Consider the following 13,154-nt stretch of genomic DNA (forward strand, 5'->3'; position numbering starts at 1 on the left):
CGTGCGGTGGGGAGGGGCCCGGGTCAGTCGGCCGGGCCGAACCAGCGGGCGAGCGCGTCGGTGAGCGGCAGGCCGCTCGTCCCGGCGCCGGGGCCCTCGTCCGGGCCGCCGACCCAGGCGACGTAGCCGTCGGGGCGGACCAGGAGGCCGCCCGGGCCGCCGTCGTCCTCGGGGCCCTGCACGGTGACGGTGTCGACCCGGTCGGACCACCCCTGGGCGGCGGCGCGCAGTTCGGCGCTGTCGGTCAGGTCGAGCAGCAGACCGCGCCCGGACTCGAGGAGGGTGAAGACGCTCTGCTTGACGCCGTCGCGGGTGACCTGCTTGTCCTCCAGGCGGCGGCCGAGCAGCGGGTGGCGGTCGGCGCCGACGTCGTGACGGATGTCGAGCCCGGTGACCATGCCCACCAGGTGGCGCTGCACCTCCTCGTGCCGCACCAGCTCGGTGAACACCTGGCGCAGCGGGTCGACTTCGGCACCGCCGAGGTAGAGGGTGCGCTGGGCGAGGGTGTTGGCGAGGACACGGGCGCCGACCGGGTGGCGCTCGGCGTGGTAGGTGTCGAGCAGCCCCTCGGGAGCGCGGCCCTTGATGTCGAGGGCGAGCTTCCAGCCGAGGTTGACGGCGTCCTGGATGCCGGCGCTCATGCCCTGGGCACCGATCGGCAGGTGGATGTGGGCGGCGTCACCGGCGACGAAGACGCGGCCCTTGCGGTACTCGGCGGCCTGACGGCTGACGTCGGTGGTGGAGGAGACCCACAGCGGCGTGGCAGCGCTGATGTCCTCGCCGGACAGGCGCTGGAAGGCCTCGGCGACCTCCTCGAAGGTGATCGGGTCCGGGCTGGTGCGCAGCGGCTGGGCGCGGTCGTAGTAGATGACGCGGCTGCGGTCCGGGCCGAGCGGCAGCACCATGACCATGCCACCGGGCACCGGTTCCCCGCTGAACCGCGGACGCAGCCGTACGCCGGTGATGTCGGCGAAGCGCAGCTCGACGGTGGGCGCGGTGCCGGGGAAGTCGATGCCGGCGCTGGTGCGCACCACGCTGCGGGCGCCGTCACAGCCGACGACGTAGCGGGCGCGCAGCGTCCCGGCGCCGTCCTCGGTGGCGATGCGGACGGTGACCCCGTCGTCGTCCTGCTCGACGCCGGTGACCTCGGCGCCGCGGCGCACCTCGACGCCGCGCTCGGCGATCCAGCCCGCGAGCATGGCCTCGGTCCGCGACTGGGGGATGCCGCGGGCGCCGTAGGAACCGCCGGGAAGGACGCGGTAGTCGAGCGGCACACCACCGAAATGACCGAAAGGAATGACGTCGACGTCACCGAGCCGGGAAATAAGTCCGCGCTGGGCGAATTCCTCGATCGTGCGCGCGGAAAATCCGAGGGCACGGGATTCCCTGATGGGCTCGGCAAGCCGGTCGACGACCAGGGCGGAGACTCCATTGAGACTCAACTCACCTGCGAGCATGAGTCCGGTGGGTCCTGCTCCGACTATGATCACGTCCGCGTCAAAGGTATTCATCTGCCCTCTCCCGACTGGTGTTTGACGAGTATTGCCGGGCCACGGGAGAACGGTAAAGAGAATGCGGTACAGGCTTCGCGCAATCCATGACAGAACTCTGTCGGCAATGTCAGATCTTCGGCAGGAACCTGGTCCCGCGAGCGCGCCCGGCACCATGCTCGGGCGGTGACTTCCAACCATCTCGCCGCCTCGGCCACGGCCGCCGACACCGCTCTGGTCGGGGAACTGCTGGGCCGTTATCTGATCGCGCTCGATGACGAGGAACTCGACGACGCCTGGGCCCGGAGCCTGTTCACCGAGGACGCGGTCGTCACCTTCCCGATGAGCCGCCACGCAGGGTGCGCCGGGCTCGCCGAGTGGCACCGCGCCTCCCTCGCGGCGTTCGCCCGGACCCAGCACCTGGGCTCGCCGCCGGTGGTGACCGTCGAGGGGGACCGGGCCGTGTTCCGCGCCAACGTGCTGACCACGCACGTCCACCATCCCGGCGGGGACCGGCCGCCGCTGTTCCGCGCGGGCACGCTCGCCTCCGGCGAGGCCCGCAGGACCCCGGCCGGGTGGCGGATGGGCGAGCTGTCGTTCCAGGTGCTCTTCACCGAGGGGGAGCCTCCGCACCGGACCTGAGCCGACGGTGGCCGGACCGCGGTACGGACCGGCCACCGCCCCGCCGGGCCCGCACCGTCGGCCGGACCCCGCACGGCCCCGCACCGTCGGCCGGACCCCGCACGGCCCCGCACCGTCGGCCGGACCCCGCACGGCCCCGCACCGTCGGCCGGCCCCGCACGGACCCGCACCGCCCGCCGGACCTCTGCCGCAGGGGCTGCTCGGATGTCCGGCCCCGTCGGGCCCTGCCAGGGGCTCCTCAGACGTCCTCCCGCACCAGGCCCCGGCGCGGGCTCAGATGTCCACTGACGGGCCGTCCTCCCCGGGCGGCGTCATCGCCGTGAGCAGCCGCCGGTCCAGCATGGTGCCGACCGTGGTGTCCCCGGCCGGGTCGAGCCCGGCGTCGTGGCAGGCCGCGCTGATGAGGTAGCGGCCGAGCACCGGATGAGTGGCGAACGCCCACTCGTCGCCGAGGGCCGCGGTGCCGTCGGGGGTGCGCAGGCCGCCGAGGGCGAGGTCGAAGCCGAACTCGGTGAAGGGCAGCCGCATGCCCTGCCCGAGCGCCTTGGTGTAGGCCTCCTTCAGCGTCCACAGGCGCAGCAGGCACGCCACCTGCTGGTCCGCGGGCAGCGCGTCGAGCTCCGCCGCCTCGGCCGGGGTGCACATCCGGCGCCGCATCAGGTCGAGGTCGAAGCGCCGGTCCGCGCGCTCGGCGTCCAGGCCCATCCGGCCCATCCGGCTGATGCCCACGGCCATCAGCTCACCGGTGTGCGTCAGTCCCACCTCCACCTGGTCGAGTCCGCGCAGGTACGGGCGGCCGCCGAGCCGGTAGGCGATGTCGATGTCCTCGGGCCCGATGCCGAGCGCGGCCGCCGCGGTGTACTTGATGAGCAGCCGGGAAGCGGCGAACCGGCAGCGGACCGCGGGGTCCTGGGTGCCGTCGTAGCGGTTCCAGTCGCGGCCGAGCAGCGGCCTGAGGCGCGGCGTGGTGAGCACGGCGGGCAGCCACTCGGTCCAGGTCGCGTACGCCACCGTGGCACCGCGGTCCAGGAGGTTCTCCCGGACCCGCAGCCAGGAGCTGTCGGGGCGCGGGATGTGCACGGGCGGTGCGACGGCGGAACCGCGCGCGGTGGCGACGACGCCGAGGGCGCTCAGGCGGTGCAGGGTGGCGAGGACGCCGACGGTGTCGCGGGCGTCGATGTCGTCCGTGACGCGGCCGGCGCCGCCGCGCACGTCCGTGGGCTCACCGTGGTGCACGGCGTTCACCTCCTTCCGTGGTCGTCCCGGCCCGGCGGGCTCGTGGGGCTGCCGGGCCGTCCCGTGCGGAGCTGAATCGTTTCTGTTGAGGCGGGGCGTCATGCGAGCCGCATTCCGTACAGGTCGAAGCTCCGCCCGCGCCGGTACCGGTCCACGAGCCCGGCGGCGAGATCCTGCGCGACGCCGTCCGGCGGTTCGGGCACCTCCAGGCCGAGGCGGCGGCCGAACCGGGTCAGGGCCAGCAACGCCCAGTCGGGTTCGGCGAGCAGGGAGCCGTCCGGGGTGGCGGGGGCGGCGTTCTCGCAGACGGCGAGGCAGGAGGCGGCGGCGAGCAGCAGGCAGTACCGGTCGACGAGGACGTACGCGGCCGGGGCGAGCGCCCCGGCGTCCGGGCGCCCGGAGAGCGTGGCGCACCGCTCGGCGAGGCTGTGCACCTCGGCGGCGAAAGCGCGGGCCAGGTCGGCGAGCGCCGCCCATCGGGGGCCGCGGGCACGCTTGCCGTCGAGCCGGGCGGCGGCGCCGAGCAGCGCGGCGAGCAGCCCGTCGCAACCGTGCCGCGGGTCGCGGGGTCCGGCGTCGAGCCGTCGGAAGTCGAGCGTGGCGCTCCGGCCGCCGGGGGTGAAGAGCGCGGCAGGGGCCTCGTGCCCGGTCTCGCCACGCCATGCGGTGTGGGCCAGGGTGCGCAGGTGGGGGACGAGCACGGCCTGGGTGTCGGCGGTGCCGGCGTGTCCGAGCCCGGCCACGGGCAGGTCGCGCACGAGCTTCTGGAAGCCGCCGTACGCGGGGCCGCGGTCGTAGCCGCGGGCGCCGAGCACCGCGGCGAGTTCGTCGAGGTCCTCGTGGAGCAGCGCGGACACGGCGTACTTGACGGCGGCCGAGGGAACGAGGGCGTGCTCGGGGGCCAGGTCGAGCAGCCGCAGTCCGGCGACGGCCAGACTGTCGCAGGCGAGCAGGTCGGCGAAGACCCCGGCGAGCACCCGGCCCCGGCGCCCGCGCAGCACCAGACCGCGGCGGGACTCGCTGAGGGCCCGCACGGCGTAGCGCAGCGCGCTGTCCATCCCGCCGACGAGGGCACCGCCGGACACCAGTGCCCGGCTGACCTGGAACGTGCGCAGGGACAGGTAGATGCCCTCGCCGAGCTTCCCGACCAGGGCGTCGGCGGGCACGGGGCAGTTGTCGAGGTCCAGTCCGGCGTAGTGAGCGCCGCGCATGCCGTGGGTGCGGGCCCGCGGCAGCCGGTGCACGGCGTGCGCCGGGAGCCGGTCGGTCTCCAGCAGGAACACGGAGTGGCTGTCCGGGCCGTCGCCGGGGGCGGTGCGTACGTAGGCGACGAACGCGTCGGCGCGGTCGGCGTTGATGACGACCTCCTTGCGGCCGTCCACGACGTAACCACCGCCCGGCGCGGGGCGCGCGCTGTACTCGCCGCGCAGGATCGCGTTGGCGTGCGCGAACTCGCGGTGCAGGATGGTGAGGCGGCCGCCGTCGAGCAGTCGCCGCGCGGTGTCCCTGCGCTGCCGCCCGTCGCCGGCGGCCCACACCACGGACGCGGCGAACAGAGCGGTGATGCCGGCGCCGAAACCGAGCGCCACGTCCCGCCGGAACACCGGCCGCAGCACCTGCGCGAGCCCCTCGACGCCGGCGAGGCGGCCGCCCAGCGCCTTCGGCACGAACTCCGCGGCGAGGCCGAAGCGGTCGAGCAGTTCCTCGGTGGCCCCGGGCACCTCGCGTCGCTCGTCGGCGGCCAGCAACGCCCGCTGGCCGTGCGGGTTGTCGTCGGCGAAGGGATCACCGAGCAGGTCCTCGACGTACTGGGCCCGCGCGGCACCGTCACCGGGAACCTGGGAGGAACGGGGGGCGACGGGCCGTACCGCGGTCCCGGGCGCACCGGTACCCGCGGTCAGGTTGTCATTCACGTGGAACCTCCAACTCCGGTCCGTCCCACCAGACGCGGACGGACCGTTCGGCGCGGTGAGCACGGTCGCGGCGGCCGGGCCGGCCGCGCGGCTCAGGCTCTGCGGGCAAGTGCGCCCTCGGCGTGCTCCCTGGCCAGCCGCAGCGTGGCGACGCTCTCGCGGGCGAGCCGTGAGCGCAGCGCCTCCCGCGCGACGCGCACCGCCTCGGCCCCGTCGCCGTACCGCTCCCGCACACCGTCCTCGTCGAGGACGGCGTGGTGCCGCGCGACGACGGTGACACCCGCGCCCCACGGGTCGGGTTCGACCGACCACTCCCCCGTGTGCGCGGCGAGCAGCGCGGGTTGCTCGGTGTCCCGGATGTCCTTGTAGACGATGCGTCCGGCGTGCGGGAAGCCGATCCGTACCGATTCGGTCGTCCGCGTCGTGCCGTCGGCTCCGGACAGCACCACGGTCATCAGCTGCACCCCGGGTCCGCGCTCGGATATGCCGATCTTCGTGGCGCCGGGCACGGCGTCGGCCCGGTCGCCGAAGCGGTGCAGGAAGTCGTAGACCGGCTCGACGGCCGCGTCGATGTGCACCGATTCCTCGAAGGACAGGACGAGGCCGTCCAAGCGGCGCCAACGCTCGGCGAGCTGCCGGAGGTTGGCGAGCGCGGCACGTGTGTTGGCGGTGGTGGCGCGCTTGACCCAGTCGACGTCCGCGCGCGTGTTGTCGGTGACCGCGAAGTCGTTGCGCAGGGTGACGAGGGACTGCTCGGGGCCACGGGGCTCGACGGTCCAGCTGCCTCCCATGGAGGTCACCGGGCGGGGCAGCACTTCCTGACGGAAGTCGACGCGGTGTGCCACGGGGTCCAGGACGCGCCGCGTGGTCCAGGACCTGATCTCGCCGTTGGCGGTGACCCACATCCGCAGCCGCTCCGACTCCCCGTCGTACTCCAGCTGTTCGACGTGGACGGTGGGCGGCAGGAAGACCGGCCAGCGCAGGGCGTCCGCGATCAGGCCGTAGAGTACGCCGGCCGGGGCGTCCACCTCCGTGTGCTGGGCCATACGGTGCACAGGCGCGAGGTACATGCACCACACCCCTCTCGTCTCGGACGTCCGGAAGGCCCGGCGGCCACGGGCCGCCGCGACCAGCGTGGCCCGTACAGGCTCGCCATGGACTGTGTCCTGATCGGGTGGAGAACACCTCGGCCGCGGCTCGACCGCCGCTCGAATCGCCAGCACGGCGCGGCGGGCCCGCCCGCGGGGCACCCCCGCTCGACGCCGGCTCGACCCGGATCCGACCGCCGTGATCACCCTGCGGCCTCGACGAGCACGGGGGTGCCGACCGGGGGAAGACGGGCTCAGCCGCGCGTTCTTCGGCGGATGCCCGCCTCGCCCAGGCCCGGCCGGCCCGGCTCCCCCGGCTTCCCCCGGTCCGCTCGGATCCGCTCCGGCACGCCCGGCCTGTCGGCCGGGTGCTCGGGGTCTCGGCGGCCCCTGCCACCGCTGCCGTCGTACGACGCTGCCGTCGAGCCCATCGCTTCCGTCGAGCCCCACCGAGACCCTCGCTGCCGCCGAGCCCGCCGCTGGTCGAGCCCGTCGCTGCCTGGGAGCGCGTTGCCACCGCCGTTCCGAGTGAGTCATGTCCCGTCGGAAGCGGGCCGCGCCGGGGCCGACGGGTGGTGCGCCGGGGTGTCACGTGCCGCGACGGAGCCGACGGGCGGTTGAGTCATGTCCCGTCGGGAACGGGCCGCGCCGGGGCCGACGGGTGGTGCGCCGGGGTGTCACCTGCCGCGACGGAGCCGACGGGCGGTGTGCGGGTGGGTCGTTCAGCCGCCCGCCCGTTCCCTGACAGGGGCCCCGGCGGCCGTCGAGTGCCGACGGCCGGAGAGCGCCGACGGCCCGGCGGTCGAGTGCCGACGGCCGTGGTCCACGCCGGCCCCTCGTTCTCCCGCCCCCGGCCAGGGCGGTACATGTCTGCGAGGGGACCGAAGGGGACCACTGGACGGCATGCTGCGGGCCTTCCCGCAGGGGGGCGAGCACGTCCGTGCGCACCGCGTACTGCGCGCTGGTCCGGCCATACGCGGCCGGGCGATCCCGAACCGCGGCTGCGAGGCGAGGAAGGCCGTCGCAGGACGACGCCTTCGGCCCCGGCACTTCCTCATGGATCCGCCGGCCCCGGCTTCCCGTGGCGCCGTGACGACGAGCCGCGCCGGAAGCGCGACGGCTGAGGACTCGAGACGATGTCAGGCGGTTCACGAGCGCACGGACCGAACCTGACGGGAACGGCACTCCGCTGCCCGAAGGAGTTCTGATGGCGTTTTCCGGTGCCCGGCGCGTGCGGCGGGCCGCCCGCGCCCTGGCGGCCTGCGTCTGGCAGTGCCTGGTGGCCGCCGGCACCGTCCAGATGGCGGGCGAGGCAGCCCGGGCCAATGCCGCCCGGCTGCTCCACGCCCCCCCGCCCGGTCATCCCGAGCGTCTGCGCCCGGACCTGCCCCTGACCGCGCTGGAACGAGCCCTGCTGAAGGAGCTGGACCTCGCGGACTGACCTGCCCGGCGGCGCGGCGGCGTCAGGCCGCGTACAGGTCGAAGGTGGAGCTGCGTCGAGGACCGGACACCACGTCCAGCTGGGGGTCGACGGCGAGCATCGCCTGGTGCAGCCGCTGCAACTGCGGTGAGGGCTCCACACCCAGCTCGTCGACCAGCCGGCGGCGCAGCCGGTGGTAGACGTCGAGCGCGGCGGCCTGCCGACCGGAGCGGTACAGCGCCACCATGGCCTGCGAGTGCAGCCCCTCGTGCTCGGGGTGCCGGGCGGTCAGGTCCATCAGCTCGGCGGTGACCTCGGCATGCCGGCCGAGCCGGAGGTCGGCATCGATGCGGCGTTCCCGGGTGACGAGCCGGCTCTCCTCCAGCCGCATCGCCTCGATCTCCAGCACCGGGCCGACGCGTACGTCAACCAGGGCGGGCCCCTGCCACAGGTCCAGCGCCTGGCGGTAGGTGCGGGCCGCCAGCTCGTCATCGCCCTTCTCGAAGGCCTGCTGGCCCTCGGTGACGAGGCACTCGTATTCGTGGACGTCGACCGCGTCGGCCGGTATCTGCAACAGGTAGCCGCCGTGCCGGGTGGCGAGCACGTCCTTGGCCGCGCCGGGGGCGCCGGGCCCCATGGCGGTACCGAGTCGGCGCCGCAGCTGGAGGATGTAGGTCTGCAGGGTGGTGAGGGCGCTCTGGGGGAGGTCGGTGCCCCAGATCTCCTCCATGAGCGTGGGCACGGGCATGACCCGGCCCGGGTAGAGGGCGAGCAGGGCCAGGATCTGGCGCGGCTTCCCGGCCGTCGGGACGATCGACATCCCGTTGACGTCGGCACTCAGTGGACCCAGAACACGAATCTTCATGGTTTCCTCCCCGTACCTCGACGGCTGTAGTCGGTTTCCGATCCGGTGTGCGAATCGGTGCCCGAGGTTCGTCGATATTGCGCCACGTGGGGACCGGATGCCCTTTCCCGCGACGCATGTACGAGGCGCACCGTATCCCGCCGCAACCCGGCCCTCGAATATCGTCGAGGAATCATCGAGTGACCTTCTTGCGGCGCCCCTTCTGCCGGGGGTGGGCTGACATATCCCTGATGCTCCCCTGACCGCTGGAAAAAGCGGGAGCCGTCCGTCTTCTGCGGGCGGACCCGCGCTGTTAGCTTTCCGCGCCATGGAAACCACCGAGAGCACCGGGCGGGACGCGGGTCAGGGCCCGCCCGCGGGCCCTGACCCACTGACGCGGCAGCTGCTGCGGGTGATGACCGGCCCCTGTGCCCGGCACGCGGGGCACGCCGCGCCGGCCCCGGGCGAGGAATCGGCGTACCGGGGCCTGGATTCGATCACCGTCATGGAACTGGTCGCCGCCTGGCACCGGCGCGGCGTCGAGGTCGGATTTCCCGAGCTGATGGCGCGTCCCGCCTGCGGCGGGCGGCGCCCGCCGGTGAACCGCACACCACACGCCGCATGACGTGAACTCGAAGAACCCCGGAAATCCGCTGGAGCCGGGTTCGTTTTTTCACCGCCGTTCGCGTACAGCGTCTATGGTCCGACAGCCGGAGGAATTGCAGCTCTCCTTTTCCATTTCCCGGCCAGCCGGAATCGGATCACCAGACGGAGCCATCCATGGAATGCGGTGTGCACTCCTCTCCGGTCCTCGGTCCGGAGAGCGAAAGCGTGAGCGGGTACGACGGCACGGGCCCGGGGACGGCCGGACCCGGGACCGGGGAGAGGGTGCTGTTCCGCATCCTCGGGCCCGTCGAGTTCCACGACGAGCGCACCGGGCTGCGGATCCGGCCCCTGGGGGCCAAGCAGCGGGCTCTGCTGGGCGTGCTCCTGGTGAAGGCGGGGCAGATCGTCTCCGTCCACCGGCTCATCGACGAGTTGTGGGGCGAGCGTCCCCCGGCGCACGCCGGGAACGCCCTGCAAGCCCATGTGGCACGGTTGCGCCGGGTGCTGGCGGCGGCACCCGGCGCGGCCGGTGAGCCGCACCGCGACTGGGTCAGGACCAGCTCGCTCGGCTATGTCCTGCGGCTGGGCGGCGCCACCACCGACGCCGAACTCTTCAACCGCCTGGCGGCCGAGGGCCGGGCCGTGGCGGTCGGCGATCCGGGACACGCCGTCGACCTGCTGCGCCGGGCGCTGTCGTGGTGGCGGGGGCCGGCTCTGGAGGGCAGCGTGCGCGGAAGCATCTGCGCGGCCGAGGCGGCCCTGCTGGAGGAGAACCGGCTGACGGTGCTGGAGGCGCTGTACGACGCGTGCCTGCGGACCGGCCGGCACGACGAGATTACGGGCGAGCTGGAGGAACTGACCAGCGACCACCCCGTGCGGGAACGTTTCTACGACCTGTTGATGGTGGCCCTGTACCGCTGCGGCCGACAGGCGGAGGCCCTCGGTGTCTACGACCGAGCCCGCAAGCACCTGGCCCTGGAACTCGGCGTCGAGCCCGGTCCGGTGCTGCGCGGCCGGATGGAGGCGATCCTCCACCACGATCCGGTGCTCGCGCTCCCCGGCTGCGCCGATCCGTTCCCGGCCGCCCACCGCCCCACGGTCTCCTCGGTGCCCTGCCCGGCACCGGACCCCTGTCCGGAGGCCGCGGTCCCTGCCCTCACCGAGGAGATCGCCCGCCTGCGGCGCCATGTGGAGCGCCTCAGCTTGGAGCAGGAGGCCCTGATCCACCGCTTGGACCACCTGTCGGCCCTGGCGGGCGTGGGCGCGGGTCCGGTGACGGGACCGCTCGGCGCCGGGCGGTCGGCCCGGTCCGGCAGGATACGGGTCAGCCCACCCGGACCATGGGCTGCCCGGTGATCTCCGGGTCGCGGGCCGGGACGGTCTCCGGGGTGGCCATCAGGATGGAGCGCTGGAGCCGACTGAGCGTCGGCGACGGCTCCAGGCCCAGCTCGCGCACGAGCGTGGTGCGCAGCCGCTGGTAGACGTTGAGCGCATCGCCACGCCGCCCGGATCGGTGCAGGGCCACCATGAACTGGCCGTGCAGGCTCTCGTGCATGCGGTGCCGGTTGACCAGGACGGTCAGCTCGGACAGCAGCTCGCGGTGGCGGCCGCGTCGCAGATCGGCCTCGATGCGCTGGTCCAGGGCGCACAGCCGGGCCTCGTCCAGGCGCTTGACCTCGAGGCCGATCCGGCTGCCGGCGGTGACGTCGGCGAGCGCGGGGCCGGTCCACAGTGACAGCGCCTCGCGCAGCCGCCGTGCCGCGCCGGAGAAGTCGTCGGCGTCCATGGCCCGGTAGCCCGCGCCGGCCTGCTTCTCGAACTCGCGGAAGTCGACCCGGCCGCCGCGGGTGTTCAGGCGGTAGCCGCCGGGGAGCGTGACCAGGATGTCCTTGGCGGTGACGCCCTTCTCACCGGCCTTGGCCAGCGCCTCGCCGATGAGCTCCCGCAGTTGCAGCACGTACGTCTGAAGCGTGGTGCGGGCGCTGCGCGGCGGTTCGTCGTCCCACAGCTCGTCGATCAGGGAGGAGACCTGGACCACCCGGTCCGCGTGCAGAGCGAGCAGGGCCAGCACCTGCCGCGGCTTGGGAGCCGTTGGTGTGACGGAGATGCCGTGCTCGCGTACCGACAGTGCGCCCAGAACCTCGATGTCCACTGTCTTCTCCCCCTTTGTCCGGTGCCGGTGGCGTACGGATCGATGCCGTGAGGACCACCGCTTGGAAGCTTGGACGGTGTGCCACGGCTCTCGCTTGAGCACGAGTAAAAAACAGCGCAGTCGGTTTGTCAATGAGAAGTGAAGATGTCCCCCACTCGCGCACCACCTCCGACGAGGGTCCCCCGCACACCACAGGGCCCGAAGTCCCGCTTGCGACTGTCGTTCCGCGGGGTCGAGGAGATGACGCTCGAACGCGGCGTGAGGGCTTCTGTGAGACCGCGCCGAAGGGCCACCAGCGGGCGGCGGTTCGGGCAGCGGTACGCCAACGGTGCGCCGCCGGGCAGCCGGAAGTGCCTGGGACAACCGGTGCGGAGAACAGCCATCCGCCGGCGAGAGGGCGCGACGGCGCAACAGCGCAACGGAAGGCTTGCGCTGTCCGGGCGGGGCGCAGCGGCTTCCGTCCGCGTTCAGCGGTGCCTCAGCGCCCTTCCCTTCCGGTGCCGCCGCCACCTGATGAGCGCTCACGGCCATCGAGCCGGACGGTCTTCCTCTTCGCGATCCGGGACCGGATCACCGGCCCCGCCGGCCGGCCCGCCACAACATGACCGCAGCCCCGGAACCGCATGCCACGGCGCGCCATCGGGCCGTCACGCACCTTCACCACACGGCCATGCCCGCAGAGCCCTCAGAACGGCCCGCGAAGCCTCCCGGAGGCACCGGAGGCACGCGTCCGACGCAAGACCGACGGAGAGCGGACGCACGGCGGGGACCGAGCCCCGCGCCCCCAAGGTCGCCCCAGCGGTCCGGGGGCCCCTTCGCCCGCCGGCAGGCGTCACCGGGGCGAGCCGCCGGCCGCCACGAGATCGCCGAGCACGGCGGGCGTGGCCAGCCGCGGCAGCAGCAACTGCCAGAACTTGGTGACGGTGCGGCGCGAGAGCCACTGCGGGTCCCGCGCGCCCAGCACCTCGAAGCCGGTGGTGGCCGCCACCACCGAGGACGTCACCTGCTCGGGCGTGACCTCGTTGAGCACGCCCTCCCCGTCAGCGCGCTTCAGCGCCCCCTCGACCCACTCGTGCCACTGGCGGTACAGGTCCCGGCCGCCCTGATGGACCTGTCCACGGCTCAGATCGAAACCCGCGCGCAGCACCACGTCCTCACTTAGCCGGCGGGCCAGGTCGTGCGAGGTGTTCACCAGCAGTTGCAGGGCGTTGCCGACCGCGCCTTCGTGCGCCGCGACGATGCGGTCCAGCCGTTCCGACGCGGCCTCTTCCACCGCGTCGGCCACACCGGCCTTGCTCGCGAAGTGGAAGTGGAGCGCTCCGTTGCTCACTCCGGCCAGCGAGCTGATCGCGGTGAGCGACGCCACGCTGAAGCCGTCCCGGTCGAAGACCGTGGCGGCCGACTCGATCAGTGCCTCGCGGGTACGCAGCGCTCGTTCCTGTCTGACCATTCAAGGTGCTCCATTACTGCGGCGGGTTGCCATGCTTGCGTGAGGGAAGGTCGGCCTGCTTGGTGCGCAGCATCGCCAGGGACCTGATCAGCACCTCGCGGGTCTCGGCGGGGTCGATGACGTCGTCGACGAGGCCGCGCTCGGCCGCGTAGTAGGGGTGCATCAGCTCGGACTTGTACTCCTTGACCATCCGCGCCCGCATGGCCTCGGGATCGTCCGCCTCGGCGATCTGGCGGCGGAAGATGACGTTGGCGGCGCCCTCGGCGCCCATCACGGCGATCTCGTTGGTGGGCCAGGCGAACGTGAGGTCGGC

At 73.4% G+C, this 13,154-nt stretch carries 12 protein-coding genes; 4 read left to right on the plus strand and 8 right to left on the minus strand.

From position 1 onward, the window contains the following. Positions 1 to 23 precede the first annotated feature (23 nt). The gene (locus tag ACZ5Y0_RS31835; RefSeq protein ID WP_469132138.1) at positions 24 to 1,511 is read right to left on the minus strand and encodes an FAD-dependent monooxygenase; all 1,488 of its coding nucleotides are present in this window, start codon (positions 1,509 to 1,511) and stop codon (positions 24 to 26) included. Between the two features lie 165 nt (positions 1,512 to 1,676). Here ACZ5Y0_RS31835 and ACZ5Y0_RS31840 point away from each other — a divergent pair, with 165 nt between their 5' ends. Then, positions 1,677 to 2,132, plus strand: coding sequence for a nuclear transport factor 2 family protein (locus ACZ5Y0_RS31840; protein WP_469132139.1), 456 nt, complete (start codon positions 1,677 to 1,679; stop codon positions 2,130 to 2,132). A gap of 273 nt (positions 2,133 to 2,405) precedes the next feature. Here the strand turns inward: ACZ5Y0_RS31840 and ACZ5Y0_RS31845 are convergent, their stop codons facing one another. From ACZ5Y0_RS31845 to ACZ5Y0_RS31855, 3 genes are all read right to left on the minus strand, one after another. Beyond that, positions 2,406 to 3,368 carry a 4'-phosphopantetheinyl transferase family protein gene (locus ACZ5Y0_RS31845; protein ID WP_469132140.1) on the minus strand — a complete coding sequence of 321 codons (963 nt, stop codon included), beginning with the start codon at positions 3,366 to 3,368 and terminating at the stop codon, positions 2,406 to 2,408. A gap of 98 nt (positions 3,369 to 3,466) precedes the next feature. Then, a complete protein-coding gene (locus ACZ5Y0_RS31850) occupies positions 3,467 to 5,281 on the minus strand; it encodes an acyl-CoA dehydrogenase (RefSeq protein WP_469132141.1) in 1,815 nt (604 codons plus the stop codon). A gap of 92 nt (positions 5,282 to 5,373) precedes the next feature. Then, positions 5,374 to 6,351, minus strand: coding sequence for an aromatase/cyclase (locus ACZ5Y0_RS31855; RefSeq protein WP_469132142.1), 978 nt, complete (start codon positions 6,349 to 6,351; stop codon positions 5,374 to 5,376). Positions 6,352 to 7,576: 1,225 nt separating this feature from the next. On the opposite strand from ACZ5Y0_RS31855, the gene ACZ5Y0_RS31860 reads away from it, so the two are divergent. Beyond that, the gene (locus ACZ5Y0_RS31860) at positions 7,577 to 7,810 is read left to right on the plus strand and encodes a DUF6059 family protein (protein WP_469132143.1); all 234 of its coding nucleotides are present in this window, start codon (positions 7,577 to 7,579) and stop codon (positions 7,808 to 7,810) included. 22 nt (positions 7,811 to 7,832) lie between these two features. On the opposite strand, the gene ACZ5Y0_RS31865 is transcribed toward ACZ5Y0_RS31860, so the two are convergent. Continuing rightward, a complete protein-coding gene (locus ACZ5Y0_RS31865; protein WP_469132144.1) occupies positions 7,833 to 8,654 on the minus strand; it encodes an AfsR/SARP family transcriptional regulator in 822 nt (273 codons plus the stop codon). A 307-nt stretch (positions 8,655 to 8,961) separates the two neighbouring features. Between ACZ5Y0_RS31865 and ACZ5Y0_RS31870 the strand changes: the two genes are divergently transcribed. Together ACZ5Y0_RS31870 and ACZ5Y0_RS31875 are read left to right on the plus strand one after the other, a co-directional pair. Beyond that, positions 8,962 to 9,258, plus strand: a complete 297-nt coding sequence (locus ACZ5Y0_RS31870) for a hypothetical protein (RefSeq protein ID WP_469132145.1) — start codon at positions 8,962 to 8,964, stop codon at positions 9,256 to 9,258. 206 nt (positions 9,259 to 9,464) lie between these two features. Further along, complete coding sequence (locus ACZ5Y0_RS31875) at positions 9,465 to 10,595, plus strand: AfsR/SARP family transcriptional regulator (protein ID WP_469132146.1); 1,131 nt, start codon at positions 9,465 to 9,467, stop codon at positions 10,593 to 10,595. Here the strand turns inward: ACZ5Y0_RS31875 and ACZ5Y0_RS31880 are convergent. The 3 genes from ACZ5Y0_RS31880 to ACZ5Y0_RS31890 form a co-directional block, all read right to left on the minus strand. Continuing rightward, positions 10,564 to 11,391 (minus strand): AfsR/SARP family transcriptional regulator, encoded by an 828-nt coding sequence (locus tag ACZ5Y0_RS31880; RefSeq protein ID WP_469132147.1) that lies wholly within the window; start codon positions 11,389 to 11,391, stop codon positions 10,564 to 10,566. The two genes, ACZ5Y0_RS31875 and ACZ5Y0_RS31880, sit on opposite strands and share 32 nt — an antisense overlap. 832 nt (positions 11,392 to 12,223) lie before the next feature. Next, the gene (locus ACZ5Y0_RS31885; RefSeq protein WP_469132148.1) at positions 12,224 to 12,841 is read right to left on the minus strand and encodes a ScbR family autoregulator-binding transcription factor; all 618 of its coding nucleotides are present in this window, start codon (positions 12,839 to 12,841) and stop codon (positions 12,224 to 12,226) included. A gap of 13 nt (positions 12,842 to 12,854) precedes the next feature. Continuing rightward, on the minus strand, positions 12,855 to 13,154 hold a 300-nt coding region (locus tag ACZ5Y0_RS31890), incomplete at its 5' end, for a carboxyl transferase domain-containing protein (RefSeq protein WP_469132149.1).

The sequence above is a fragment of the Streptomyces sp. NPDC033216 genome (assembly GCF_055577115.1).